The 25,314-nt window shown below is 62.5% G+C and carries 22 protein-coding genes; 4 read left to right on the forward strand and 18 right to left on the reverse strand.

The genetic code is table 11. The annotated features are described in order from the left end of the window. Positions 1 to 75: 75 nt before the first annotated feature. Positions 76 to 393: a Dabb family protein gene (locus AC0L2H_RS01915; RefSeq protein WP_473588606.1), complete on the forward strand. Its 318-nt coding sequence runs from the start codon at positions 76 to 78 to the stop codon at positions 391 to 393. 154 nt (positions 394 to 547) lie between these two features. Here the strand turns inward: AC0L2H_RS01915 and AC0L2H_RS01920 are convergent, their stop codons facing one another. The 18 genes from AC0L2H_RS01920 to AC0L2H_RS02005 all read right to left on the reverse strand — a co-directional run bounded on the left by AC0L2H_RS01920 (position 548) and on the right by AC0L2H_RS02005 (position 19,867). After that, positions 548 to 1,393, reverse strand: a complete 846-nt coding sequence (locus tag AC0L2H_RS01920) for an EamA family transporter (protein WP_473588607.1) — start codon at positions 1,391 to 1,393, stop codon at positions 548 to 550. A 7-nt stretch (positions 1,394 to 1,400) separates the two neighbouring features. Then, positions 1,401 to 2,312, reverse strand: coding sequence for an endonuclease/exonuclease/phosphatase family protein (locus tag AC0L2H_RS01925; protein ID WP_473588608.1), 912 nt, complete (start codon positions 2,310 to 2,312; stop codon positions 1,401 to 1,403). A gap of 104 nt (positions 2,313 to 2,416) precedes the next feature. Further along, a complete protein-coding gene (locus AC0L2H_RS01930; protein ID WP_473588609.1) occupies positions 2,417 to 3,967 on the reverse strand; it encodes a cation:proton antiporter in 1,551 nt (516 codons plus the stop codon). 69 nt (positions 3,968 to 4,036) lie between these two features. Further along, positions 4,037 to 5,209: a glycosyltransferase family 4 protein gene (locus AC0L2H_RS01935; RefSeq protein ID WP_473588610.1), complete on the reverse strand. Its 1,173-nt coding sequence runs from the start codon at positions 5,207 to 5,209 to the stop codon at positions 4,037 to 4,039. Positions 5,210 to 5,227: 18 nt separating this feature from the next. Further along, complete coding sequence (locus tag AC0L2H_RS01940; RefSeq protein WP_473588611.1) at positions 5,228 to 6,178, reverse strand: NAD-dependent epimerase/dehydratase family protein; 951 nt, start codon at positions 6,176 to 6,178, stop codon at positions 5,228 to 5,230. 26 nt (positions 6,179 to 6,204) lie between these two features. Continuing rightward, entirely contained in the window at positions 6,205 to 6,987 is a 783-nt protein-coding gene (locus AC0L2H_RS01945; protein WP_473588612.1) for a methyltransferase domain-containing protein, read from the reverse strand. Next, on the reverse strand, positions 6,977 to 7,840 hold the full coding sequence (locus AC0L2H_RS01950; RefSeq protein WP_473588613.1) for a class I SAM-dependent methyltransferase: 864 nt from the start codon (positions 7,838 to 7,840) through the stop codon (positions 6,977 to 6,979). The genes AC0L2H_RS01945 and AC0L2H_RS01950 overlap by 11 nt, the downstream gene beginning before the upstream one ends. A 409-nt stretch (positions 7,841 to 8,249) precedes the next feature. Beyond that, positions 8,250 to 9,314 (reverse strand): ABC transporter ATP-binding protein, encoded by a 1,065-nt coding sequence (locus AC0L2H_RS01955; protein WP_473588614.1) that lies wholly within the window; start codon positions 9,312 to 9,314, stop codon positions 8,250 to 8,252. 11 nt (positions 9,315 to 9,325) lie between these two features. Continuing rightward, positions 9,326 to 10,117, reverse strand: a complete 792-nt coding sequence (locus AC0L2H_RS01960) for an ABC transporter permease (protein ID WP_473588615.1) — start codon at positions 10,115 to 10,117, stop codon at positions 9,326 to 9,328. Beyond that, the gene (locus tag AC0L2H_RS01965; RefSeq protein WP_473588616.1) at positions 10,114 to 11,028 is read right to left on the reverse strand and encodes an ABC transporter permease; all 915 of its coding nucleotides are present in this window, start codon (positions 11,026 to 11,028) and stop codon (positions 10,114 to 10,116) included. The genes AC0L2H_RS01960 and AC0L2H_RS01965 overlap by 4 nt, the downstream gene beginning before the upstream one ends. Positions 11,029 to 11,190: 162 nt before the next feature. Then, positions 11,191 to 12,297: an ABC transporter substrate-binding protein gene (locus tag AC0L2H_RS01970; protein ID WP_473588617.1), complete on the reverse strand. Its 1,107-nt coding sequence runs from the start codon at positions 12,295 to 12,297 to the stop codon at positions 11,191 to 11,193. Positions 12,298 to 12,538: 241 nt separating this feature from the next. Continuing rightward, positions 12,539 to 13,711, reverse strand: a complete 1,173-nt coding sequence (locus AC0L2H_RS01975; RefSeq protein WP_473588618.1) for an iron-containing alcohol dehydrogenase — start codon at positions 13,709 to 13,711, stop codon at positions 12,539 to 12,541. A 33-nt stretch (positions 13,712 to 13,744) separates the two neighbouring features. Next, entirely contained in the window at positions 13,745 to 15,130 is a 1,386-nt protein-coding gene (locus AC0L2H_RS01980) for an aldehyde dehydrogenase family protein (protein WP_473588619.1), read from the reverse strand. 24 nt (positions 15,131 to 15,154) lie between these two features. After that, positions 15,155 to 15,571, reverse strand: a complete 417-nt coding sequence (locus tag AC0L2H_RS01985) for a type II toxin-antitoxin system VapC family toxin (RefSeq protein ID WP_473588620.1) — start codon at positions 15,569 to 15,571, stop codon at positions 15,155 to 15,157. Then, positions 15,561 to 15,971 (reverse strand): DUF7662 domain-containing protein, encoded by a 411-nt coding sequence (locus AC0L2H_RS01990; protein ID WP_473588621.1) that lies wholly within the window; start codon positions 15,969 to 15,971, stop codon positions 15,561 to 15,563. Before AC0L2H_RS01990 ends, AC0L2H_RS01985 begins: the two co-directional genes overlap by 11 nt. A gap of 75 nt (positions 15,972 to 16,046) precedes the next feature. Beyond that, positions 16,047 to 17,417 carry a glutamine synthetase family protein gene (locus tag AC0L2H_RS01995; protein WP_473588622.1) on the reverse strand — a complete coding sequence of 457 codons (1,371 nt, stop codon included), beginning with the start codon at positions 17,415 to 17,417 and terminating at the stop codon, positions 16,047 to 16,049. A 95-nt stretch (positions 17,418 to 17,512) separates the two neighbouring features. Next, positions 17,513 to 19,027: an amino acid permease gene (locus tag AC0L2H_RS02000; RefSeq protein ID WP_473588623.1), complete on the reverse strand. Its 1,515-nt coding sequence runs from the start codon at positions 19,025 to 19,027 to the stop codon at positions 17,513 to 17,515. A gap of 21 nt (positions 19,028 to 19,048) precedes the next feature. Beyond that, a complete protein-coding gene (locus tag AC0L2H_RS02005) occupies positions 19,049 to 19,867 on the reverse strand; it encodes an N-formylglutamate amidohydrolase (RefSeq protein WP_473588624.1) in 819 nt (272 codons plus the stop codon). A 136-nt stretch (positions 19,868 to 20,003) separates the two neighbouring features. On the opposite strand from AC0L2H_RS02005, the gene AC0L2H_RS02010 reads away from it, so the two are divergent. From AC0L2H_RS02010 to AC0L2H_RS02020, 3 genes are all read left to right on the forward strand, one after another. Next, positions 20,004 to 20,831: a MurR/RpiR family transcriptional regulator gene (locus tag AC0L2H_RS02010; RefSeq protein WP_473588625.1), complete on the forward strand. Its 828-nt coding sequence runs from the start codon at positions 20,004 to 20,006 to the stop codon at positions 20,829 to 20,831. Between the two features lie 183 nt (positions 20,832 to 21,014). Next, positions 21,015 to 22,178: an efflux RND transporter periplasmic adaptor subunit gene (locus AC0L2H_RS02015; RefSeq protein WP_473588626.1), complete on the forward strand. Its 1,164-nt coding sequence runs from the start codon at positions 21,015 to 21,017 to the stop codon at positions 22,176 to 22,178. After that, positions 22,175 to 25,306 (forward strand): efflux RND transporter permease subunit, encoded by a 3,132-nt coding sequence (locus tag AC0L2H_RS02020; RefSeq protein ID WP_473588627.1) that lies wholly within the window; start codon positions 22,175 to 22,177, stop codon positions 25,304 to 25,306. The genes AC0L2H_RS02015 and AC0L2H_RS02020 overlap by 4 nt, the downstream gene beginning before the upstream one ends. Positions 25,307 to 25,314 lie beyond the last annotated feature (8 nt).

The raw sequence follows: 25,314 nt of genomic DNA on the forward strand, positions 1-25,314 counted from the left end.
TTTGCGCATGATCCTTTTGCGAAAACCGATTCCGGTTTTCGAGGTCATGCGCTGCGCAGCATAGGGACTGGAAGAATGATCAGGCATTGTGTTTTCGTCAGATTCCGCAACGACGTTCCCGACGCCGAGCGCGCGGCGATCCACGCCGACCTCGAAGCGCTACGGTCGGTGATCTCAGGCATGGACAAGGTCGAGTTCAGCGCCAATGTCAGCCCCGAACCGTTCGCACGCGGCTTCGGCCACGGCTTCACCATCGACTTCCGCGACGCCGCGGCGCGCGATGCCTATCTGGTGCACGAAGCGCATCAGCGAGCCGGCGCACGATTGGTCGCGGCACTCGAAGGCGGCACCGATGGGCTGATGGTGTTCGATCTCGATCTTACGGAAGAATGACCGCCGGTTTTATCGAAAACCGCTGACAGTTATGGCTACGCATTGGCGCTCTTTGCCGGCGTAGTCGCCGTCTGCATCATCGTCGTCATCCGCTTCAGCCCGGAAAAGCGCGGCCAGGTGATGACGGTGCTCGGCTGAATCATCGGCTCAGCAGTTAACCAAGTCTGAGCGCCACGACACCGGCGACGATGCTGAGCACGGCAGCACCGCGCCATGCCGTCATCTTCTCGCCGAGCGCGAACACCGAGATCATCATGGCGAATAGGATCGATGTTTCCCGCAGCGACGCCACCGAGGCGATCGGCGCCTTGGTCATCGCCCACATCACGATCCAGTACGCAGCCCCACTGAGCACGCCGGTATACGCGCCCGCCTTCCAGTCGCGCGCCAGCACCGGCAGCGCCTGCGGCCCGCGGAAGATGACGCACAGCACCAGCGCCCCCAGCGCATCGCAGACGAACAGCCATGCCGCATAGCTCGAGGCCGTCGCTGCCAGCCGCGCGCCGCTGCCGTCGGACAGCGTATAGCTGGCGATGAAGAGCGATGTGCCCAGCGCAAAGCCGACGGCGCGCAGGTTCAGCCGCTCCAGATGCGCGCCGCCGCGAAACGACAGCACCAGAGTGCCGGCCGACAGAAGAACGATGCCGAGAATGGCCAGCGGCGCCGGAAGCTCGGCAACGACCACAATACCGCCGAGCGCCGTCAGCAACGGCGCTGTACCGCGCGCCAGCGGATAGGTCTGGGCGAAATCGCCGGCCTTGTAGGCGCCGATCAGGAACGTCCTGTAGCCCATGTGGAAGATCACAGACGCGATGATATATGGCCACACCTGTGCTTTCGGCACTTCGACGAAGGGCAATGCCACCAGCGCCGCCGCGCCCATGCCGAGCGTCATCAGCGTGATCGACAGGAAGCGGTCGAGATGGACCTTGACCAGCGCGTTCCAGATCGCGTGCATGGCGGCGGCGGCGAGCACCGCAAGGAAGACGAAAAGCGTCATTTCACGTTCATCCGCCGCCGGGCAATGCGAGCGGCGTTGCCAGGTCGATGTCGATCCGCAGCGGAAAATGGTCCGAGGCGATCTCGCCGATATCGGCATCAACCGAGCGCACGCGATCCGCGAGCATGCCACCGACGAAGCAATGGTCGAGCCGGCGCTTTGCCAGCTTGCCGTCAATGACCTTCTCATGGGTATGGAAGTCCACCGACGGCTCCCGGGCGACAGCGGCGGCACCGACGAAACCGTCGAGATAGGCCGCGTCCCGGTGGTATGGTGTACTGCCCGTGATACGCCGGTATTCGGCGCTGTGCGGCTCCATGTTGAAGTCGCCCATCCAGATCGCCGCCAGCGGGTTTTCCGGCGCCGGCTCGGCATTGCTCCAGTTGCGCGCGGGCTCATCGTCGAGGCCGCTCCACGGGCCGCCGTCGGACGGCGCTCGGCGATGCTCGGCAAGCAGGTAGTCGATCTGCTCCAGCCGCTCCTCTGCCGCGATATGCGCCAGATGCAGCGAGAAGAACCGCACCGGGCCGGCGGGCGTGCGGATCATGCATTCGAGCGCGGCGTTGCGGGTGTTGAGCGGACGCACCGTGCGTCGCATGGGCAACGTATGCAGGCGCGACCAGGCGATCGGCAACTTCGACAGGATCATTGTGCCGAATTGCCGCCGCCGGTTGACGATGCGGCCATCACGCTGTTCGCTGGCATCCATGTCGAAGGCCGGGCCGTAGACCCAGTAATAGCCAGGTAGTAGTTCGGAAAGGAGCGCCGGTTGGTCGTCTTGATTTGTGCGCAGCCAGTGTCGTTCCACCTCCTGCAGCGCGATGATGTCGGCGCCGGCAACCACCTTGGCGCAGCGCGCGAGATCATAGCGCCCATCGCCGCCGAACCCGTACTGGATGTTGTAGCTGACCAGCTTCATTGCTTATCCGGCTCAATTTCGTGATGGCTGTAGCGGTTAGGCGATAACGACGCAATGTACCCCGCAGAGGACGGGGCTGGGCCAAGAGGCGGATTGTCTGCGCGCTAAGTCGTCAGCGGCTGGAACCGCCCCGCCGGCGAAGCCGCCAGTTCCGACCAGTCGATCTCTTCCTCCAACCGGTGATAGGCCTCGTCGCCGATCGTCCCGTTGCGGCGCAGTTCCTCCAGGGCGTCGCGCTGGCTGTTGATGGCATAGAGGCGCAGCCGGTCGTACTCCGTTGCCGCCTGCGCGTTCTCAGGGTTTTCGGCAATCGCGCGTTGGGCCTTATATTGCTCCCGCACGGCGGCAGCCGCATTCGACGTCTTGCCGCTCAGCACCTTGAGGGCCGCCTCCATGATGACAACGCGCGCTTGCGCCACTTCGCGATCGACTGTCGTGTCCGGATCGAAGTTGAGCCAGCGCAGCAGCGGCTTCAGCGTCATCCCTTGCAGCACCAGCGTACCCAGAACCACCGCGAAGGCGGCAAGCACGATCGGATCGCGGCCGGGGAAGTCCGCCGGCAGGGCAATGGCCACCACCAGCGTCACCAGCCCCCGCATGCCGCACCAGCCGACAAGCACGGCGCCGCCAAACGTCGGCAGATCCTGCCTTTTGTCTTCGCCGTCGAAGCGGGCAAGCCATCGTATGATCGCAACGTAACTCATCACCCAGACGAGGCGCGCCACGACGACAACGGCCAGCACCGTCGCGGCGAAGAGAAAGGCTTCGCCCTGCCCTTCGCCGGAGAGCCGGCCGACGATCGATCGGGCCTGCAGGCCCATCAGCACGAAGGCCAGCACGTTGAGCACGAACACCGCCGACTCCCAGACCGAATAGGTGCTGACACGCCTTCTGGCCGACATCAGGCGCGGTGCTGTGCGCGCGATCGTCATGGCATAGACGACGATGGTGATGATGGCGGAAAGGCCCAGCCTGTCAGCCAGGATCCAGACCCCGAATGTTCCGGCGAATTGCACCACCGTGCTGCTGGCCGCGTCCTCGATACGAGTAAGCGTCAGCAGCGAGAGCCGGCCGAAGAGATAACCGGCAGCAAGGCTGCCGATCGTCGACAGCAGGACCGTTGGTACGGCGCTGCTCAACAGAATCGGGCCGAGCGCTGCTGTCACCGCGATCCGGTAGATCAGCAGCGCGGTGGCGTCGTTGAGCAGGCTTTCGCCTTGCAGGATGGCGGTGATGCGGTGCGGCACCTTGAATTGCCCGAGTACGGCAGATGCCGCCACCGCATCCGGCGGCGCCACGATGGCGCCAAGGGCAATGGCGGCCGCGATCGGTAGACCGGCCATCTTCCAGCCAACAACCGCAACGACCGCAGTGGTGAAGACAACGGCGCCAAGCGCCAGCAGCGCCAGCGACAGCCGGTAGCGCTTCAGGTCGCGCAACGAGGTGTCATAGGCAGCATCCAGAAGCACCGGCGCGATGAACAGGGCAAGCGCCAGTTCCGGGTCGATCTCGATCGTCGGCGCACCAGGCACGAAGGCTATCCCGACCCCAGCCAAGGCCAGCAGGGAGGGATAGGGAATCTCCAGACGCCGCGACAGTCCCGTCAGCGCGACGGCGATGAGCAGGAGAACAAGGGTGAGCTCGAAAAGGACCATATCCAACTATAGCCGTGAAAAGCGACTGTCGGCAGGGGGCCTGGACGGTTAGATCATGACTGAGGGCAGTCAGCGATGTGCGGTGGCGCGCTGAAATGCGTGAAGAAGCGCATCCGCATAGATCTGGCGGCGCGCGGCATGATCGGCGCGAAGCTTTTCGGCCGTTTCGCGCACCAGCGCCGGCCCCTGAGAGACGGTGAGCATGGCGGACGCTAACGCCGTGGGATCGGCGGTCGGAAAGAACGTCGCGTCAGGCGCCTGTTCCCTATGAAGGCCGATATCCGACAGGAGCATCCTTGTGCCGAGCGCCTTGGCCTCCTCGACCGTGGTTGACCAGCCTTCGAACAACGAAGGATTGATGAGAGCATCGGAAGCCGCGTTGAGGCCGAACACATCCTCGTAAGGCACAAGACCCAGGTGACGGAAATGACTCGACACGCCGGCCTCCCTGGCGCTGGCCATCAGTTGTTCGAAATGTTGGGGATTGTACGGATTGTCGGTTCGTCCTGTCAGGATCACCGGCGCGACCTTCTCAAGGCCGCCATTCGCCGCGATGTGCGCCAATGCCTTGATCACGATCGCATGATTCTTATGCGACCAGAATTGGTTCGGCAGGTAGAAATAGCGTTCCGGAAGCTCGTAGCGCGCGATCACGTCGGCTTGCCGTGCGACGTGTGGGGCCGGATCGAGATCGATCGCAAACCGGACCACGGCCGTCTTGCCGCGTGCTGCAGGATAATACGTCTCGCAGTCTCGCCTGGCGTCATCGCTCGATAAAAGGATGATACGCCTGCCCGATGTCTGCAGACGGAATCCCAAGTCGCGGCGCCACCACATGGAGCGCGAGAATAGATGTGGCAGGCGTCGGTGCTGGAAATCGGGAATCCACGAGACAACAGGAATCGGAAACCGATTGCCATAAAACTGCGCCGGCTCGAACACCACGTCGACGCCTTCGGCTTGCATGATTGTCGCCGCCTCGGCGTCGCTGCCGGTCGCCAGCGCCCGCACGACGCTGCGTCCGCGCCCAAATCCGCCCACCCTTGCATCGACGATCGGCGGCGAGGCCAGAAAGGCATTCATGGAAGAGCCGATTTTTTCCGCCTGCGCCGGCGTCAGGAACAGCTTGGCCTTAACCTTGCCCGCCAGTTCATGCGAGATCACCCCCAGCATATTGCGCAGATAAGTTTCCCCACCCGACCAGTTGCCTCGGCCGATGAGCGTGAAGCCTGCGGTAATCATCTTCAAGCCCTCGATGCCTCAGCCTGCCTTTTTGAAAGGAAACCGCGCAACGATATCGGCCACGGCGGCAGACAGTCCGATCTTTGCGGACCAGCCAAGTCGATTTCCGATCTTGTCCACCTTGGCCAGTTGCGTTGCGCGGTCGACCCTGCGCACGCGCTCCTTGTCCTCGACGATCTCGATATCGACCTTCATCGCCGCTCCGATCAGGCGAACAAGCTCCTCCACCGATGCATCCTTGCCTGAACCGACATTCATGACATCGAAATTCGCCTCGCCAATGTCGCCGGCCAGTGCCGCCACCCCGGAAGCGGTATCTTCCGCGTGGATATAGTCGCGACGCGGCTTCAGATTGCCCAATGCGATCCTGGCCTGGCCCTTGGCGTTGTAGAGCTGGTTCAGGATATCCGGAATCAAATGCGCATTGGGGTCGTCATGGCCGATGGTGTTGAATATGCGGGCGACGCGCCCTCTCCCACCGGTCCTCTCCGCCCAGAAGCGAAGCTGGCTTTCATTGGTCAGCTTGGACAGCGCGTAGTTGTCGCAGGGCCAGGTCTTGGTTGCAGTCTCATCCAGCGGGGCATCGACCCAATCATACACCGCGCCGCTGGACGCCAGCACGACCGTTCCGACACCAGCTTTTTCCGCGGCATCCAGAATATTTTCTGTGCCGACGACGTTGACGTCCAGCGCATAGGCGCGCTGTCGCTCGCATGTCGGAATGTGATGAATAGCCGCCAGATGGACAATGGTGTCGGGCTTGAAATCACCGACCAGTTCCATCATCCCGTCCTTGTCGCGGACGTCGATCTCCCGTGTCTCGCATGCCTCGATATTTGGCATCGGCATGCCGACCGAAAGATTATCGGCGATCAACACCCGAGCGCCGGCGCTGGCGAGATTTCGCGAGCACCGCCAGCCTATGAATCCGGCTCCGCCCGTAACGAGGACGCGTTGAGGGTTCGTCATCAGTATCTCTCTCCGGCTGTCTGAGTTCAGGTGCGCCTGGCTGTCGCGGCGGGTGCATCGTCGCGCGGTCGACAAAGCACCATGAGGGAAAACCCGCCCAGCAAAAGCGCTCCGGCACCGGGGGCAACGCTGCCTATCAGTTTACGCACTGGGTTGAGCAATTTGGTGCGCAGCGCCCGCGTGGAGACATTGGCCTCGCCCGCCACATCCGTAAAATGCCAGTCGACCACCGTGTAGCCTGTGTCCTCAAGCGTCGCGAGCGCTGACTCACGCGTGAAATAGTGGAGGTGTCCGACCTTCTGACGTGCATGCATGTATGCTCGCCGAACCAGTCCCTGGACGTGAAGGTCCAAGGGGATATGAAAAATATGGTAGCGGCCATGCGGGCGCAGTGCCCGCAAAAAGCCCATATAGTCTTCGACATGCTCGAACACGTCGATCAGCATGACAAGGTCATGCACCGACTTGGTCGCCAGAAAATCCTCGTGGTGGAAGATCGCACCGGAAGCCTTTTGCATCGGCCAGAGTTTTGTGGCGTCGTCAGAAATATCGTATCCGTGAATAGGGCGCCCCGGATATCTCGCGGCCAATTTGCCGACTATGCCGCCACTGCCGCAGCCGACTTCGACCGCGTCGCGCCAGACAACTTTGTTGCGTTCCAGGATACTGGCGATCTCACGCGCCTTCCAGGCCGTATCGGCCAGATGCCAGTCGGGATTGTTGGCAAGATACTGGCTGTCCGAATAGACATCGGCGGCGGCATCAGTGACGGCTATCGGCCGCGCGTCCTCGACTCCTTTAGCCGGCATCACGAACTTCCTTTTCACAAATGAATGACACCAGGCGACCGGGGCGTTTGTCCAACAGGGTTGCAACAGCGCCGATCGCCTGCAAAGGCAGCAATGACAGGCCCGCGCGCAGCGGAGGCGCCAGGAAAGAGAGTTTGCTGCCAACGCGATCGGCGATTGCAGCCCGAACCTGATCCGGACGCATCGGATCGTAGTTGATGACGGACGCAAACGATCCGAGTTCTTTGCTTATCCGCAGGCCCGCGCCCGTCAGGGCATCCCTGTACTGTCCCGCTTCAAACGCATTCTCTCCGCCATAGAGATGATGCAGGGGATGCTTTGCGAGAAAGGCCGGCAATTGCTTCGGGCTGGAAATCACGTGGTCACGAAGTGTTATGACAAGTCCGCCTGGTCGCGCCAGACGCGCCATCTCGCGACAGAACTGCCCAAGATCGTTGGCATGGTGCAAGACCTGACGCGCGATCACCAAATCATAATTTGCGGCTTCAAGCGGAATGGCTTCGCCGAACGCCTCGACGACGTCGATGGCAGTGCCCGTGTCTTTGGCAAGCGCCCGAATCGCGCCAGCTCCGATCAAGGCGCTGGGATCCGGCTCAACCGCAGTGACCTGCCATCCATCGACTGCCAGCGCAAAAGACAGGATTCCATTACCCGCGCCGAGATCAAGGGCCCGCCCAGGCTGTTTCGGCAAGTAGCGGCGCAGTTCGGCAAACTCGGCGCTTCCATGGTATCGGCGGGCCGGCACGGAAGTCGGCTGATCGAAGTAAGCCGCGCGGGCGAGTTCCGCCTGGTCGGGCTGATCGAGCAACCAGTTTACGGCACCTTCCCAATCGAGCAATTTGTTACCGGCCATCAGCCAAAGTACCTCGCGCAACGAATAGCCGCGACCTCAACACTGGGCAAGTCGACGATGATATCTTGCTCCCACCGGTTGCGCCGGTTGATCTGCTTGCATCTTCTGCTCATGAACAACGATTGCCGACCGCAGCGGCGCTCTGTCCGTGACGACACATGCTATGCTTGGAATCCCATACCATCGAGCGCGCTCTATAACCGCCCGATCGACGATTGTCACGGTATCTGGTCAAGCCGACGCTCCTTGCCCCTTCTGCACCTCTCGCCCGGGTTCGCCTGTCCATGGCAGATCGTCGCCTCCAGTTTGATACCTGCCATAAACGCTCTTTGAACCGCCCTGATGCAAAGCCTCGACGGCCTCGATCTCGCTGTCCGGATCGGATGAACAAACTGTTGAAAACTCAGAGCTAGTGCAGCACCAGCATGTCGCCTGACGAGAACGAAATCTCGGCCTTTTCGCCGACGGCCGGCGGCGGGGTGGCCGGGCTGTTGAACGTGTCGAGCGATACCGTGCTGCCGCCGATGCCGACGCGCACCCTGATCACCGAGCCGAGGAAATGCACTTCGGAGATTTCGCCCGAAAGGCTGGAATCTCGGCCGGGCTGGCGGCCGAGCGAAATTGCTTCCGGCCGCAGCGCCAGCGAGAGCGTGTCGCCGGATTTCGAACCGTTGAGCTTGCCTTTGAGCGAGACTTCCTGCGTGTTGACTTGCACCCTGCCGGACGCGGCATCGGTGACGGTGCCTTCAAGAACGTTGAGCGTGCCGACGAAATTGGCGACGAATTTCGTCGCCGGCCGGTTGTAGATCTCGAACGGCGTGCCGACCTGCTCGGCCTTGCCGCCATACATGACGGCAATGCGATCCGAGATCGAGAGCGCCTCTTCCTGGTCGTGCGTCACGAAGATGGTGGTGATGCCGAGCTTCTTCTGGATCGAGCGGATTTCCTCGCGCAGCGACACACGCACCTTGGCGTCGAGCGCCGACAGAGGCTCGTCGAGCAAAAGCAATTTCGGCTTCGGCGCGATCGCCCGCGCCAGCGCGATGCGCTGCTGCTGGCCGCCGGAGAGCTGGTAGGGATAGCGGTCGCCCATCTGCGGCAGCTTGATGATGTCGAGCATCTCGGCGACACGCCTGTCGGCATCGGCCTTGGGCATGCCCGCCACCTTCAGCCCGAAGGCGATGTTCTGCGCCACGGTCAGGTTTGGAAACAGCGCATAGGCCTGGAACACCATGCCGACATTGCGCTGGTTGGGCTTCAACCGGGTGATGTCCTTGCCGGCCACGACGATCTTGCCGGCTGATGGCTCCTCGAAGCCGGCGACCATGCGCAGCACCGTCGTCTTGCCGCAGCCCGACGGTCCTAGAAAGGAGACGAATTCTCCGGGCTCCACATCGAGGTTGAAGTCCTGCACCACCGTGGTGGGGCCGAAGGATTTTCGCACATGCTGGATGGAAAGGAACGGTTCGGCCATGGCTTTGACTTTCAGTTCGGACGGTTCGACGATCGCGGCGCGAAGCGCGACAGGATCTGGATCAGCGACATGCAGCCCCAGGTGATGACGAAGGCGATGATGGCAAGCGCCGCCGGCTCATAGGCGCGGTTGGCGCCTATGTTCTGCAGGTACGGGCCAAAGGCCGGCCGGTTGAGCAGGCTTGCCATGGTGAACTCGCCGATGACGATGGCGAAGGTCAGGAAAGCGCCCGACAGCACCGCGATCAGCACATTGGGCAGGATGACCCGGGTGATGATCGTACCCCAGCCGGCACCCAGGATCTGCGCTGCTTCCGTCAGCGTGCGCACGTCGATGGTGCGAAGGCCGGTGTCGACGGCGCGGTACATATAGGGCAGCGCCAACGTCGCATAGCCGATCACCAACAGCGCATTGGTTCCCATATCGCTGGCCAGGAACGGCAGCGGCGAGTTCGAGCCATACATTCTGATGTATCCGAAGACGATGACGATGGCGGGAATGACCAGCGGCAACAGAGTGATGAATTCGACCACCGGCCTGAGCTGTGGCAGCCGCAGCCGGATCCAGTAGGCGGCGGGCACCACGATCAGCACGCCAAGGACGATGGTGAAGATGGCGGCGATCACCGAGTACAGGAACGTCGCCTGGAAGCGGGGGTCACCAAGCACGATCTGGTAGGCGTCGAAGGAATAGGCGCCGCGCCGCATGCGCAGCGAGAATTCCACGGTCGCGATCAGCGGAATGAAGAAATAGGCCGCGCCGAGGATGAAGACGACCCAGGCCCAGAATCTGCCACCCTTCATTTGAGCCACCTCTCGGAACGGGTCCGGAACCAGATGTAGAAGACGTTGGCAAGGCCAGTGATGACGATCATGCCGAAGGCGATCGCATAGCCGAGATGCGGGTTGTGCAGCACGTCGCCGCGGATCTGCGCATAGAGCAGGATCGGTACGATGTTGAGAGACGAGCCGGTCAGCGCATAAGCGGTGGCGATGGCGCCGAACGCATTGGCAAACAGCAGGATGACGGTGCCGAGAAAGCTCGGCCAGATCACCGGGATGACCACCATGCGCCAATATTGCGCGGTGGTGGCGCCGAGCGTGGCGGCAGCCTCGCCCCATTCCTTCTTCAACCCGTCGATCGCCGGCGTGATGATGACTACCATCAGCGGAATCTGGAAATAGACATAGGTGAGCGTCAGACCCCAGAAGGACAGGATGTTGAAGCCGTGCGCGTATATATTGAGGCCGAAGACAGTGTTCAGGATTACTGTGGCGAGGCCCAGCCTGCCGAGCGTGGCGAGAAAGGCGAAGGCCAGCGGCACGCCAGCGAAATTGGAAGCGACACCGGAAAATGTCAGCGTCGCCGAGCGTATCCAGTCGGGCAAGCCACCGCGCACGATGGCGATGGCAATCGCCAGACCCGCGAACGCGCCGATCAACGCCGAGGCAAGGCTGACCTTGATCGAGATCCAGTACGCGGCAACAATCGATGGCTGCGCCAAGGCGGCGATATTTTCCAGAGTGAACTCGCCATCATTGTTCTGGAATGCGCCTAGCATCAGATAAAGCGTGGGCAGGATCAGGAACATGATGGCGAAGATGAAGAACGGCGCAACGCCGAGCCACTGCGTCGGCAACCGCAAGGCGCGCGCCTCGCTGGGTGGCGCGGTCTTCCCGGCAATTGCCTGATCGGAAAGCGAGAGATCGGTCATGCGCCGGCTACCGTTTTATCGCATCGGGCCGAAAATCGAACTCGATTTTCGGAAAGCACGATGCGAAGATTTGAATTCTAGAGCGACGTGCGTCCAAGTCGACGCACGTCGCTCTAGTGGGAGTCCGGGCGGCCATGCAGCCGCCCGGATCGATTTCAAAACTTACTTGACGTTGGCGCCGACAACAGCGTCCCAGTTCTTGCTGATGGCTTCCTTGGCCTTGCCCTGCTCGTCGAGCGTCGGGAACACCGCAGCCGCGTAGGATTCAGCCGGCGGCAGCTTGGCCAGCACGTCCGCGGGGATCTTGCCGTTCTTGGCAAGATCGTTGAAGCGGATCGGGTGGCAATAGCCCTTCAGCCAACCGATCTGGCCTTCGTCGGAATAGAGATATTCCATCCACAGCTTGGCGGCATTCGGATGCGGCGCGTAGGCGCTGATCGCCTGCACGTAGACACCGGCGACAACGCCGGTCTTCGGCACGACGACGTCGACGGGCGGGTTGCCCTTCAGCGTGTCGCGGCCAGCGAGTGCATTGTAGTCCCAGTTGATCAGGATCGGCGTCTGGCCCTGGGCGAGCGTCGCGGGCTTGCCGACGACCGGAACGAAATTGCCGGCAGCGTTGAGCTTCTTGAAGAAGTCGAGGCCAGCGGTGCCGGCAGCTTCACCAGCGGCGGCACCCGACGACAGGCCGGCGGCATACACCGCCTGGATGGCCTGGTTCGAGGCGCGCGGATCGCCGGCAAGGGCTACCGAGTTGGCGAATTCCGGCTTCAGCAGATCGGCCCAGTCGGTCGGCGATTCCTTGACCAGATCCTTGTTCACCATCATCGACAGAACGCCGTAGTAGTCGCCGTACCAGGCGCCATCGGCATCCTTGGCGCTGTCGGGGATCGAGTCCCAGGTCGACACCTTGTAAGGCATCAACAGGCCATCGGCCTTGGCGGTCGGACCGAAGGACAAGCCAACGTCGATGACGTCGGGCGCCTGCGGGCCCTTGTTGTCCTTGTTGGCCTTGATCGCCTCGATCTCGTCGCCGGAGCCGGCGTCGGGATTGAGCTCGTTGATGGTGATTTCCGGATACTTCGCCTTGAAGCCGTCGATGACAGCGCCATAGCCGCACCAGTCATGCGGCAGCGCGATCGTGGTAAGCTGACCCTCTGCTTTCGCGGCCTTGACGAGATCGTCCATCGCATCGGCGGACGAAATCACCGTCGACGCAAGCAGCGCCGCGGCCGAAAGGGAAAGCAGTCTCCCCGTGAAATTGAACATTTGTTCTCTCCGTTGAACTGACGCCATTGGACGCCTGCGATGCGGTATCGTTTTCGTGTGACAGCCAGATGAAAGCTGTGTGAAAGCGATGCGCTGCAGACCAAAAAGTAAACTCTTTTTAACCTGATGTAGCAATCGCTTCGCGATTCTTTTTCCGGCTAACTAGTTTCTGCCCTGCCTTTAGCCCTTCCCCCTTTCCTTTCCCCTCGTTTTCCAGATCACGTCCGGCACGAAACCCGCCTTACACCGTGCCAGCGATGGCATTTTCCAGCAGCGTCAGCGCCGCCTTCCTGGTCAGCTTGACCGGGTTGCCGCCGGCGGTCGGATCGACCACCGCCATGTCGGCGATCAGCCCCTTGCGCTTCTTGTCCATGTCGAGCCCCTTGATCAGGCCCGGCAGCGCATGCGGCACCTTCAACTCCTTGCGCAATTTGATGATGGCCTTGGCGAAGCCGTCGAAGCCGCCCTTGATGCCGCAATAGGCGGCGAGCCTGGCGATACGCACCTCGATGGCGTCACGGTTGAAGGCCAGCACATAGGGCATGAACACGGCGTTGGTCATGCCGTGATGAGTGTCGTAAAGCGCGCCGATCGGATGCGACAGCGAATGGATGGCTCCAAGCCCCTTCTGGAAGGCGGCGGCACCCATGGCGGCCGCGCTCATCATGTGGGCGCGGGCGACGAGGTCCTTGCCGTTGGCATAGGCCTTCGGCAGGTTCTCGAAGACCAGCCGCACGCCTTCCACCGCGATGCCGTCGGCCATCGGATGATAGCCCGGCGCGCAATAGGCCTCGAGGCAATGCGCCAGCGCATCCATGCCGGTGCCGGCGGTGATGAAGCCCGGCATCCCGACCGACAGTTCCGGGTCGGCGATGACGATGGCCGGCAAGAGTTTCGGATGGAAGATGACCTTCTTGGTGTGGGTGGCCTCATTGGTGATGACGCCGGCGCGGCCGACTTCCGAACCGGTGCCGGCCGTGGTCGGCACCGCGATGATCGGCGCGATCGCGTCGGAATTGGCGCGCGTCCACCAGTCGCCGACATCCTCGAAATCCCAGACCGGACGCGTCTGCCCGGCCTGGAAGGCGGTCAGCTTGCCCAGATCGAGCGCCGAGCCGCCGCCGAAGGCGATGACGCCGTCATGCTTGCCCTTTTTGAACACGGCGATGCCGGCGGTCAGATTGGAATCCACCGGGTTCGGCTTGACCTCGGAAAACACGCCGTAGGGCACCTTGGCGTCGTCGAGGATCTTCAGCGTCGAGGCGACGACCGGCAGCTTCGCCAGCCCCGGATCGGTGACGAAGAGCGGACGCTTGATGCCGGCGGCATCAAGCACGTCGGGCAATTCCTTGATGCGCCCTGCGCCGAAGCGGACGGTGGTGGGGTAGTTCCATTTGGAGATGAGCTTGGACATTTTTATCTTTCGAGATCAGATGGCTTCACGCAGTCAGATGGCTTCACGCAGATGGTACGATTTCGGCCGGGTCAGATTATCGTAGCCGATCGCCGATAGCGCCGCGCCCTTGCCGGTGTCCTTGACGCCGGTCCAGACCAGCGCCGGATCGAGATAGTCGCAGCGGTTCATGAACACCGTGCCGGTCTCGACGCGGTCGCCGATCGCCACTGCATGCTCGATGTCGCCGGTCCAGATCGAGGCCGTCAGCCCGTAGGGGCTGTCGTTCATCAGCGCGATCGCCTCCTCGTCGTTGCGCACCTTCATGATGCCGACGATCGGTCCAAAGCTCTCCTCGCGCATGACGCTCATCTGGTGGTCGACCCCGGTCAGCACTTCCGGCGCCAGATAGGGCGAACCGGCCACGTCGTTGGCGACCTTCATGTTGACATGTGCCTTGGCGCCTTTGCGCAGCGCCTCGGCCTTCTGCTCGCGGATGAGGTCGGCGAAGCGCGCCTGCGCCATCGGCCCCATTGTCGTGGCCTGTTCCAGCGGATTGCCGACGACATAGTTCTTCGTCTCGGCGATGAAGCCCTCGACGAATTCGTCATAGACCTTCTCGTGCACATAGACGCGCTCGATGCCGCAGCAGCATTGGCCGGAATTATAGAAGGCGCCGTCGACCAGATTGGCGACCGCATGGTCCATCTTGGCGTCGGCCAGCACATAGGCAGGGTCCTTGCCGCCGAGCTCGAGCCCAAGCGTCATGAACGTGCCCGCCGCGGCCTTTTCGATGGCGCGGCCACCGCCGACCGAGCCGGTGAAATTGACATGGTCGATCTTGCCCGAACCGAGCAACTTCTCGGTCTGGGCGTGGTTCATGACCAGGTTCTGGAACAGGCCCTTGGGCAGGCCGGCCCTGTCGAAAGCTTGCTGGAACCGTTCGCCGACCAGCAGCGTCTGCGCCGCATGCTTGAGGATGACGGCGCTACCCGCCATCAGCGCCGGCACGATGGTGTTGACGGCGGTCAGATAGGGATAATTCCACGGCGCGATCACCATGACGACGCCGAGCGGCACCTTCTTCACATAGCGACGGAACCCGTCCTTCGGATTGGAGGCCGGAACCGGCTTCAACGCCGCTTCCGCGATCTCGACCATGTAACTGGTGCGTTCCCTGACGCCGCCGAATTCGCCGCCATAGCGCACCGGACGCCCCATCTGCCAGGCGATCTCCGGCACGATATCATCGGTCATCGCAACCAGCGCTTCGAGCATCGCCAGCATGTATTTGCCGCGCTCGACGACCGGCGTCTCGGCCCATTTCTCCTGCGCCGCCCGGGCGCGTTCGACCGCGGCATTGATCGCCTGGTCGGTGGCCAGAGGCCGCTCGGCGTAGATCGAACCATCGACAGGAGATTTTATTTTCACGGTTTCCAATTAAACGTCTCCAGTTGTCTCTACTCAGCAGGCGATGGCTCGAACGTGGCCTTGGGCGGCATAAGCCAGGATGGCTCGGTCTCGCGTTACGATCGTCAGATCGCGCTCTCTAGCAGTGGCAATGAGAATCCGATCGATGGGATCGTTGTGCGCCGCGCCCGGCAGATAGGACGCGGCAATAAGAATCCTTGGGGTAACCCCCTCCACTTCGACAGCGGCGGCGTGAACGAACTCATCGAACCAGCGCTCGGGAGTCTTTGTCGATGGCAACCTGCCCTTCGAGACCAGCATTCCCATTTCCCATGCCGTCATCACAGACACGTTCAGCGTGCCGGATTGAGGAACTTTGCTGATGGCCGTGATTGCCGTTTCGGCAATCGGCTGGTCCTGCGATATCCAGATGACCGCGCACGTATCCAGAAGAAGGTTTTCAGTCTTCATAGACTTTGCCCCAATCCGGATCGACCGGCTCTGTCAGATCGACATCGGCAGTGATCGTGAGCGTCCCCTTCATGCAGCCGAAGATCGGGTGACGCGACGGTGTTCCGCTAATTTCGGCCTGCACAGATTCACCAAAACCTTTCGACACGTCCGAACGGCCCTCGGCGCGCCGAAACACCAGATTCTCGCCAGCAATGTTGACCGACTCCGTTTGGAACCCCGCAGCCAGCCATTCCTTTGTCATGGGGTTGTTGCTGGGGTTGTTGCTCCACCAGGCCGGATACTGCTTGGACGCAGGCAACTTCTCGCCAAGTAGCGTCTCGATGTCGCTAAATGACATCGGAACCCGCTCACCGGCCTGGGACATAAGATACGAACGCAAAGGCGAATACTTTCCCATTTGTACGCTCCTTGAAACCTAACTCAGCCCCAATTTTACAGCTTTAATTAGGTGCAATCAAGGTAAAATACAGCTTTAATACCGCTCGAACCCCCTGTGCAGTTCCCAGTCCGTGATCCGGCGGTCGTATTCGAACTGCTCCCAGCGGGCCGTGTGGACATAATGTTCGAGTACGTCCTCGCCGAAGGCCTGCTTCAGCATCTTCGACTTCGCCAGCGTCTCTGTCGCGTCGCGCAAGGTCTTCGGGATCTCCGGCAGGCGCGAGGCCTGGTAGGCATCGCCGACGAAAGGTTTTTGCAGTTCCAGCTTCTCGTCGATACCGGCAAGGCCGGCTGCGATGAGTGCCGCGAACGCAAGATACGGGTTCAGGTCGGCGCCGCCGATGCGGCACTCCATGCGGATGCCCTTGGTGCCCTCGCCGCACAGGCGGAAGCCGGCGGTGCGGTTGTCCTCGCTCCACATGATCTTGGTCGGCGCGAAGGTGCCGGCCTGGAAGCGCTTGTAGGAGTTGATGTAGGGCGCCAGGAACCAGGTGAATTCCTTGGCGTATTTGAGCTGGCCTGCCGCCCATTGCTGGCCGAGCGTCGACAGCGTCCAGTCGGCCTTCTTGTCATAGAACAGCGGCGTCTTGCCGTCGGCGCTCCACAGCGAATTGTGGATATGGCTGGAATTGCCGGCCAGCGCGTAATTGTACTTGGCCATGAAGGAAATCGCCTTGCCTTCGGACTCGGAGATTTCCTTGGCGCCGTTCTTCAGGATGACGTGGCGGTCGGCCATGTCGAGCGCCTCGGCGTAGCGCACATTGATCTCTTCCTGGCCCGGACCCCACTCGCCCTTGGAGTTTTCGATCGGAATGCCGGCCGCTTCCATCTCGTTGCGCAGCCGGCGCATGACGCCTTCTTCCTTGGTGGTGATGCCGATCTGGTAGTCGCCGATATAGGGCGAAGCCGTATCGAGACCTTGCCAGTGCTTCTTGCGCGCCGAATCGTAGGTCTCGCTGAAAAGATAGAATTCGAGCTCGGAGGCGAAATAGCCGATATAGCCACGTTCGGCGAGCCGTTTGACCTGCTTCTTCAGCATGGCGCGCGGCGAATGCGGCAGGTCGTCATGGGTATGGTGGTCGAGCACGTCGCAGATCACCAGCGCCGTCTTTTCCAGCCACGGGATGCGCCGCAGCGTCGCAAGGTCCGGCTTCATGACGAAATCGCCATAGCCCTTCGACCAGCTCGCCGCCTTGTAGCCCGGCACCGGTTCCATATCGATGTCGGCGGCGAGCAGATAGTTGCAGCCATGCGTCTCGTCATGCGCGGAATCAACGAAATACTGCGCCAGGAACCGCTTTCCCGCGAGCCGCCCCTGCATGTCGACGATGCAGGCCAGCACCGTGTCGACCTCGCCGTTGGAGACCGCCTTCTTCAGCTGATCGAACGAGAAATTTCCGGCCATTCTTTCAAGCTCCACCGCCTTTACGGCGCTTCGAGAGTTCAAATCTGGACCCGGCCGCGGAAAGCGGCCGGGTGTTCTAGGGAATCCGAAACAGGTCAGGCTTTCTGCGCGTGCTCCAGCGCGAATTCTTCTTCAGGCGACAAGATCAGCTTATGGCGGCCGACCAGCCCGAAATAGACAATCGCGATGGCGAACCACAGTGCCACCCACACCACGCCCTTGGTGAAGTTCGCGTCCTGAACCTGATAGAGCAAAGTGACCACGCCGATGATGATTGTCAGCACGGCGCCCGGGACGCCGAGCGGGCTGCGATAGGGGCGCTCCATGTTCGGCTGATTACGGCGCAGCATGATGAAGGACACTGCCTGCAGGATGTAGGAGAACATGGCGCCGAACACTGCCATGTTCAGCAACACCGATCCGATGAGCGAACCGGCCGCATCGCCACCAAGTGCGAACCACATGATCAGCATGATGCCAAGGCCGACGATAGCGCCTGCAAACATCGCTACATGCGGCGTCTTGTGGGATTTGTGGGTCACCGACAGCGCGGACGGGAAATAGCCTGCTCGGCTCAGCGAATAGACCTGGCGGCCCATGGCGAAGATGATGGTGTGGAAGCTGGCAATCAACCCGACAAGCGCGATGAGGCCAAGCAGCACTGCGCCCGAGTCGCCATAGATCGCCCGGAACCCGTCAAGCAAAGGTTCGCCGGACGTGGCGAGCTTGAAGGAACCGACTCCGACGACCGACGGGTTGAGCAGCACGATCATGAAGGCCGAGACCATCAGCGTCAGCATGCCGGCGATAATGCCGCGCGGCATGTCGCGCTTGGGATCGACCGACTCTTCCGCCGCCAACGGAAGCTGCTCGATTGCCAGGAACAGCCATACCGCGAACGGCAATGTTGCCAACACGCCCGAGAAGCCGAAGGGAAACAGCGAGCCGTTGCCTTCCGGAAGCTCCATCGCCGCTCCGTCCGGGCCGACGCCGATGTTCAGCGCCCAACGCGAAAAGTCCATGCTCGGGATGGCGCTGATCCAGAATATGATCAGCACGGCGAGCGACAGCAGCGTGACGATCAGGGTGACGCGGAAGGACAGCGCGACGCCGAAGATATTCAACGCCAGGAACAGGACATAGGTCACCAGCCACCAGAGTGGCGGCCAGACGCTGGAGTCGGGAAAGGCGACCGACCAGATGCCTCCCATATAGGAGCCAATGAAGAAGGCGATGACGGCGGGCGTCACGACATACTCGACGTTTTCGCAAAGCCCGGTGATGAAGCCGCCCCACGGCCCCATGGCCGTCCGCGCAAAGGAGTATGCGGCGCCGGTGTGCGGCAAAGCCGGGCTCATCTCGGCGATCGAGAAGACAAGGCCAATATACATGATGGCGATAATGATGCCGGCCACCAGCATGCCGCCCCAGCCGCCTGTCCCGAAACCGAAATTCCAACCCGAGAAGTGGCCGGATATGACGGCACCGACGCCGAGGGCCCACAGATGCCAGACATTGGCGTGGCGCACGAGTTGCCGGTCTTCGAAATAGGATTTGTCGCGCTTCGCATATGCGACGCTGCCGACCTGCTTGGTATCACCGCTTGCCATTGGAAAGTCCCCTTCTTCTTGTCAGTTGACCGGTTCCACCGGATGGCCGAGCCCGCGCCCGCCCGATCCCTGGGATCCGGATGGCTCGAGATCGGAAAAAATGCCTGTAAGCAGATCCGCCCATTTCCGCTGCCCGGCTGCGCCGGAGATTTCGTCGTTGCGGATTTCGATCATCGCGCAGGGCAGTCCGCGCGAGCGCGCATGCCGCTCCAGCGTGAAGTAAACGCGGTCGGCCGGCGAATAGGGTTCATTGATGCCGACCGTGACGCCGGCGAGGCGCCTCAGGGCACCAATGAGCGGAGCCGCGAGCCGGCAATCCTCGTCATGAATGATGCCGATATGCCATGGCCGCCTCTTGCCCTTGTAGACCGGGGTGAAAGAGTGGACGGACACCAGCCGCGTTTCCTGCCCACGCGCCAGCCTTTTGTAGATGACGTGCCCGACCGCGTCATGGAAGGGCTGCCATGACAAGGCGACGCGCGCCGTGCGCTGTATGTCCGACAGGCCCGCATTGCCGGGAATGATCGTGGTCTCGCTGACCGGCGGCACCAGGTCCGGCGCGTCGAGCGGCCGGTTGCAGTCGACGACGAGGCGCGAAATGCAGGACTCGACCAGCGTTGCATCAAGCGCCTCCGCCATGCGGCGGGCGACAGGCAGCGCGCCGGGATCCCAGGCGATATGGCGGGACAGCTCTTCGGGGGCTAGGCCGAGCGTTCCGAATTCGGCCGGCAGGAAGTTGGAAGCGTGGTCGCAGGTGAGCACGAAAGGGCTCGATCCGCCGGGGTTGGTCACCCTTACGGACCCTGACGATGCAAGGCTGGCGGGTCGCACTGTCACCATTGTCTGCCGTCCCCGGGGAGCGCTGTATCGTATGTTACGTTTTTTGCCTCATTGCGTCCCTGTGGATGATTTCATACAGTTTGCCCGGCTTTGTCAAACGCGATTTCGGTTGGCCGGTCCAAGGGGCGGGGAAAACATGATTTCCAGCATTGCCGAACTGATCTCGGACCGCATCGGCGCGATGCCGGCCGGCGAACGGCGCGCCGCGCAGACGCTGATCGCCAACTATCCGCTGATCGGCTTGAAGACGGTCGCGGAATTCTCCGCGGCAGCCGGCGTGTCGTCGCCGACGATCCTGCGTTTCGTCGCCCGCCTCGGCTTCCAGAACTATCCGGAATTCCAGTCTTCGCTGCAGGACGAGCTGGCGGCGCAATTGCAGTCGCCTGCATCGCGCACGCTCAGTCCATCGTCGCCGGGTGGCGGCGCCGTGTCGCCGATGCTGGAGGCGACGCTCGACAATATGCGCGAAACCTTCAGACACCTGTCCGACAAGCAGCTCGCCGACATCGTCGCAAAACTCGCCGACCGGCGCGGCAAGACGTTCCTGATCGGCGGTCGCTTCACCGATCCGCTGGCGCGCTACATGGCCGCCCACCTCGCCATCATTCAGCCCAACGTCTTCCATCTGGCGGGGCAGGAGAGCATCTGGCGCGACCGGCTGATCGACATGGGCAAGCGAGACGTGCTGATCATTTTCGACATCAGACGCTACCAGGACAGCCTGGTCCGCTTTGCCGAGACCGCGCATCAGCGCGGCGTGCAGATCGTGCTTTTCACCGACCAGTGGCTGTCACCGATCGCCCGCTTCGCCCGTCACGTTATTGCAGGTCGCACCGCCGTGCCTTCGGCCTGGGATTCCTCGGCGGCGCTTTTCGTCGTCGCCGAAACGCTGATCGGCGCCGTCACGAGACAGCTCGAGGCCGACAGCGCCAAACGTATCCGCGAGTTGGAAAGCCTGCGCTGATGCTGTTGATTTGTAGTCACCGCTATATTTAGCCAATCCAAACGTTACGCAGATTTAATGTGTGGCAGCGGCAGAATTGCCATAAAGCCATGATATCAGCGCGACTTCGCACGTACCGGGTGCGTCGCTGCGTTTTTATGCTTGGGGAAACCGGTAGACGTTTTTTTGCCAACCGGAGTGCCGATGGCCGCCTGGAAACAGTTAATCTTCGCGCTTGTGATCCTCGTGGCGGCGGCTGCCGCCTGGGTTCGCTTCTTTCCCGGCGCGCCGGATGTGCTGGCGCGTTGGGGCATCGACTGGGCTTATGCCGCGACGCCCCCGGCCGAGACGGGCGCAATCGCCAATGGCAGGCAGGCAGGAGGCCGAGATGGCGCCCGTCAGTTGGCAACCATTGTCGCCTTGCCGGCGTCGAAGGCTGTCATCAACGACCGCCTGCAGGCGATCGGCACCGGCCGCGCCAACGCGTCGGTGACGGTCAATCCCTACAGTTCCGGCCGTCTCGTCGAATTCCTGGTCAAGTCCGGCGTCCATATCGAGAAGGGTGAGATCATCGCCACCCTCGATTCCGACACCGAAGTGATCGCCCAGAATCGCGCCAAGCTTGCCGTGCAGGACGCCCAGGCCAAGCTCGATCGGGTCAAGTCGCTCAGGGCTTCCAATGCCGCGACAGCGGTCGCCGTCACCGATGCCGAGGTGGTGCTGGCCAATGCCAGACTGGCGCTCAGCGATGCGGAACTGGCCTTGCAGCGCCGTTCGATCGTCGCGCCGATATCGGGCACCGTCGGCATCCTGCCGATATCGGCCGGCAATTACGTGACCAGCCAGTCGGCGATCGCCACCCTTGACGACCGCTCCAGCATACTCGTCGATTTCTGGGTGCCGGAGCGCTTCGCCGCCGCCATCAAGGTCGGCGCGCAATTGTCGGCGACGCCGATCGCCAATCCCAACAAGGCCTATACCGGCACGGTCTCTGCCATCGACAACCATATCGACGAGACCAGCCGCACCCTCCTGGTCAAGGCGACGATCGCCAATCCGGCCGATTCGCTGCGTGCTGGCATGTCCTTCCAGATCACCATGAAATTCCCCGGCGACAGCTACCCCGCGGTCAGTCCGCTGGCGATCCAGTGGGGCTCGGACGGCGCCTATGTCTGGGCGGTCGAGGACGGCAAGGCCAAGCGCGTTGCCGTGCGCGTCATCCAGCGCAACACCGAGACCGTGCTGATCGACGCCCCGATCGTCAGCGGCGACATGGTGGTGACCGAGGGTACCCAGAGCGTCAGCGAAGGCGGCGAAGTCCGCATCGCCGGCGAGCAACAGCGCGCCGCCGAGGCTGAAGGCCTATGACCGGAGCCGTCAATACCGGCGGCGAGACCGGCTTCACCGCCCTGTTCATCCGCAGGCCGGTGATGGCCTTCGTGTTGAACACATTGATCGCGGTTGCCGGCCTTGCCGCCTTCTATGGCGTCGAGATCCGCGAATTGCCCGATGTCGACCGCCCCGTCATCACCGTCAACACCGCCTTCGAAGGCGCCGCGTCCGAAACCGTCGACCGCGAACTGACCGACGTGATCGAGGGCGCGGTCGGCCGCGTCTCCGGCGTCAAATCGATCTCTTCCACCTCCTCCTTCGGCTCCAGCCGCGTCACGATAGAGTTCAACGACGGTGTCGACTTGAATGTCGCCGCTTCCGATGTGCGCGATGCCGTCGGCCGTGTCGCCAACCAGATGCCGGACACCGCTGATCCGCCGCGCATCGTCAAGGCCGACGCCAATTCGGATGCGGTGATGCGGCTGGCCGTCACCTCCGACACCATGTCGGTGCAGGACATGACGGTGGTGGTCCAGGACCAGATCGAGGACACGCTTGCCGCCGTGCCCGGCGTTGCCGACGTCCAGGTCTATGGCGACCGCGACAAGATCTTCCGCATCGACGTCGACCAGACCAAGCTGGCGAGCCTCGGCTTCACAGTCGCCGATCTGAGGGCCGCACTGGCCTCGGTTGCCTTCGATTCGCCGGCCGGTTCGATCACCACGACCAACCAGGATCTGATCGTCCGCACGACGGCGGACGTGACCACGCCCGAAGAGTTCGAGAACATCATCATCGGTGGCACCACGCGTATCCGCGACGTCGCTACCGTCACGCTCGGCCCCGATATCGGCCAGACCACATTGCGTTCCGACGGCAAGACCGGCATCGGCCTCGGCATCATCCGCCAGGCGGAATCCAACACGCTGGATATTTCGACCGGCGTGAAGGCTGCTATCGCCCAGATGCAGGAGAACTTGCCTCAGGGCATGTCGATCAAGGTCACCAGCGACGATGCCGTCTTCGTCAACGGCGCCGTGCACGAGGTCGAGATCGCGCTCGGTCTGTCCGTCTCCATCGTGCTGATCGTCATTTACGTCTTTCTACTCGACTGGCGCGCCACGCTCATTCCGGGCCTGTCGATGCCGGTCGCCATGATCGGGACGATCGCCGCGATCTACCTCGCCGGCTTCTCGATCAACATATTGACGCTGCTCGCGCTGGTGCTGGCCACCGGCCTTGTCGTCGACGACGCCATCGTCGTGCTCGAAAACATCGTACGACGACGCAACGAAGGCATGGGCCCGCGCGCCGCCGCCGTGCTCGGCGCCCAGGAAGTGTTCTTCGCCGTCATCGCCACGACGCTGACGCTGGTCGCCGTCTTCGTGCCGATCTCCTTCCTGCCCGGACAGACCGGCGGACTATTCCGCGAATTCGGCTTCGTGCTCGCCATCTCGGTGCTTTTGTCCTGCGTGGTGGCGCTGACGCTGTGCCCAATGCTCGCCTCGCGCATGCTGTCCAAGGCCTCGCTCCATCATGAGGGCGGCAGCGGCATCGGCGCCCGCATCGGCGGTGCGCTCAACACACTATACCGGCGCTGCCTGCACGCCTGCCTCGAGGCGCCGTGGATCGTGCTTCTGGTTGCGGTGCTTTTCGCCGCCACTGCCTTCACGCTGTTCGGCACCATCCGCCAGGAACTGACGCCGACAGAGGACCGCGCCGTCGTGCTGCTGCGCATCAATGCCCCGCAAGGCGTCAGCCTCGACTACACGACGCAGCAGATGCAGAAGATCGAGAAACTGATCCAGCCGCTGCGCGATTCCGGCGAGATCCGCAGCACCTTCGAGCGCGCCGGCTGGAGCGGCGAATACAATAGCGGCTTCATGGTGATGACGCTGGCGCCGTGGGAAGAGCGCACGCGCAGCCAGCAAGAGATCATGGCCGACATCAGCCGGCTCGCCAGACAGGTGCCGAGCGTGCGCGTCTTCCCGATGCAGCCCAACAGCCTCGGCATCCGTGGCGCCGGCAACGGCCTGCAATTCGCGCTGGTCGGCAACAATCGCCAGGCGCTTGGCGACGCCGCGGTCAAGATCATCGCCGAGATGCAGAAGGATCCGCGCTTCCAGTCGCCGCGTCTCTCCGTCGATCCGACGCAGCCGCAACTGGCCGTCGCCATCGACCGCGAACGCGCCTCCGATCTCGGCGTCGACATCACCGGGCTTGCCGACACCATGCAGGCCATGCTCGACGGCAATGACGTCGTCGACGTCTATATCGCCGATCGCAGCTACGGGGTGAAGCTGGTCTCGACCACCAACCCGATCAATGATCCGACCGATCTGGAAAACGTCTTCCTGAAGACGGGTGACGGCCGCTTCGTGCCGATGTCGACCATAGCCACGCTGACCGAGCGCGCCGTGCCGCCGTCGCTGACGCGCGAACAACAGCAGCCCTCGGTGGCGATCACCTCCAACCTCGGTGGCGATTTCGCGCTTGGCTCGGCGCTCTCCCGTGCCGAGGAGATCGCCACGCCGCTGCTGCCGCCGGGCAGCCGCATCCTGCCGCTGGCCGAGGCCGCGACGCTCGGCGAAACCAACAGTGCCATGATCACCATCTTCGGCTTCGCGCTGGTCATCATCCTTCTGGTGCTCGCCGCCCAGTTCGAGAGCTTCGTCAGCGCAATCATCATCATGGCGACGGTGCCGCTTGGCCTTGCCTGCGCGATCTTTGCGCTTCTGCTCAGCGGCACCAGCCTCAACGCCTACAGCCAGATCGGCCTGGTGCTGCTGGTCGGCGTCATGGCCAAGAACGGCATCCTGATCGTCGAGTTCGCCAACCAGTTGCGCGACCGCGGGCTCGGCGTGCGCGAGGCGATCGAGCAGGCCTCCATCATCCGGCTGCGCCCGGTGATGATGACGATGATCTGCACCGTGCTCGGCGGCGTGCCGCTGGTGCTGGCGAGCGGCGCCGGCGCCGAGGCGCGCATCGCGCTCGGCTGGGTGATCGTCGGCGGGCTGGGGCTCGCCACTGTCTCGACGCTGTTCCTGACACCGGTCGCCTACCTCCTGCTCGGCCGCTTCGTCACGCCAAAGGTGGAAGAAGAGGGCAGGCTGAAGCGCGAACTCGAGGAAGCTGCCTACGCCAACATCGAGCCGGCGGAATAGTCCCTCGC

It is taken from the genome of Mesorhizobium sp. WSM4871, from assembly GCF_055811295.1.

Bases quoted from the DNA above. Each gene is read 5' to 3' on its own strand.
- AC0L2H_RS02020 (WP_473588627.1), top strand. From the start codon at position 22,175: ATGACCGGAGCCGTCAATACCGGCGGCGAGACCGGCTTCACCGCCCTG.
- AC0L2H_RS01940 (WP_473588611.1), bottom strand. From the start codon at position 6,178: ATGACGAACCCTCAACGCGTCCTCGTTACGGGCGGAGCCGGATTCATA.
- AC0L2H_RS01990 (WP_473588621.1), bottom strand. From the start codon at position 15,971: ATGGGAAAGTATTCGCCTTTGCGTTCGTATCTTATGTCCCAGGCCGGT.
- AC0L2H_RS02005 (WP_473588624.1), bottom strand. From the start codon at position 19,867: ATGGTGACAGTGCGACCCGCCAGCCTTGCATCGTCAGGGTCCGTAAGG.
- AC0L2H_RS01945 (WP_473588612.1), bottom strand. From the start codon at position 6,987: ATGCCGGCTAAAGGAGTCGAGGACGCGCGGCCGATAGCCGTCACTGAT.
- AC0L2H_RS01915 (WP_473588606.1), top strand. From the start codon at position 76: ATGATCAGGCATTGTGTTTTCGTCAGATTCCGCAACGACGTTCCCGAC.
- AC0L2H_RS01985 (WP_473588620.1), bottom strand. From the start codon at position 15,571: ATGAAGACTGAAAACCTTCTTCTGGATACGTGCGCGGTCATCTGGATA.
- AC0L2H_RS02015 (WP_473588626.1), top strand. From the start codon at position 21,015: ATGGCCGCCTGGAAACAGTTAATCTTCGCGCTTGTGATCCTCGTGGCG.
- AC0L2H_RS01930 (WP_473588609.1), bottom strand. From the start codon at position 3,967: ATGGTCCTTTTCGAGCTCACCCTTGTTCTCCTGCTCATCGCCGTCGCG.
- AC0L2H_RS02010 (WP_473588625.1), top strand. From the start codon at position 20,004: ATGATTTCCAGCATTGCCGAACTGATCTCGGACCGCATCGGCGCGATG.
- AC0L2H_RS01955 (WP_473588614.1), bottom strand. From the start codon at position 9,314: ATGGCCGAACCGTTCCTTTCCATCCAGCATGTGCGAAAATCCTTCGGC.
- AC0L2H_RS01970 (WP_473588617.1), bottom strand. From the start codon at position 12,297: ATGTTCAATTTCACGGGGAGACTGCTTTCCCTTTCGGCCGCGGCGCTG.
- AC0L2H_RS01925 (WP_473588608.1), bottom strand. From the start codon at position 2,312: ATGAAGCTGGTCAGCTACAACATCCAGTACGGGTTCGGCGGCGATGGG.
- AC0L2H_RS01920 (WP_473588607.1), bottom strand. From the start codon at position 1,393: ATGACGCTTTTCGTCTTCCTTGCGGTGCTCGCCGCCGCCGCCATGCAC.
- AC0L2H_RS01935 (WP_473588610.1), bottom strand. From the start codon at position 5,209: ATGATTACCGCAGGCTTCACGCTCATCGGCCGAGGCAACTGGTCGGGT.
- AC0L2H_RS01960 (WP_473588615.1), bottom strand. From the start codon at position 10,117: ATGAAGGGTGGCAGATTCTGGGCCTGGGTCGTCTTCATCCTCGGCGCG.
- AC0L2H_RS01975 (WP_473588618.1), bottom strand. From the start codon at position 13,711: ATGTCCAAGCTCATCTCCAAATGGAACTACCCCACCACCGTCCGCTTC.
- AC0L2H_RS01995 (WP_473588622.1), bottom strand. From the start codon at position 17,417: ATGGCCGGAAATTTCTCGTTCGATCAGCTGAAGAAGGCGGTCTCCAAC.
- AC0L2H_RS01950 (WP_473588613.1), bottom strand. From the start codon at position 7,840: ATGGCCGGTAACAAATTGCTCGATTGGGAAGGTGCCGTAAACTGGTTG.
- AC0L2H_RS02000 (WP_473588623.1), bottom strand. From the start codon at position 19,027: ATGGCAAGCGGTGATACCAAGCAGGTCGGCAGCGTCGCATATGCGAAG.
- AC0L2H_RS01965 (WP_473588616.1), bottom strand. From the start codon at position 11,028: ATGACCGATCTCTCGCTTTCCGATCAGGCAATTGCCGGGAAGACCGCG.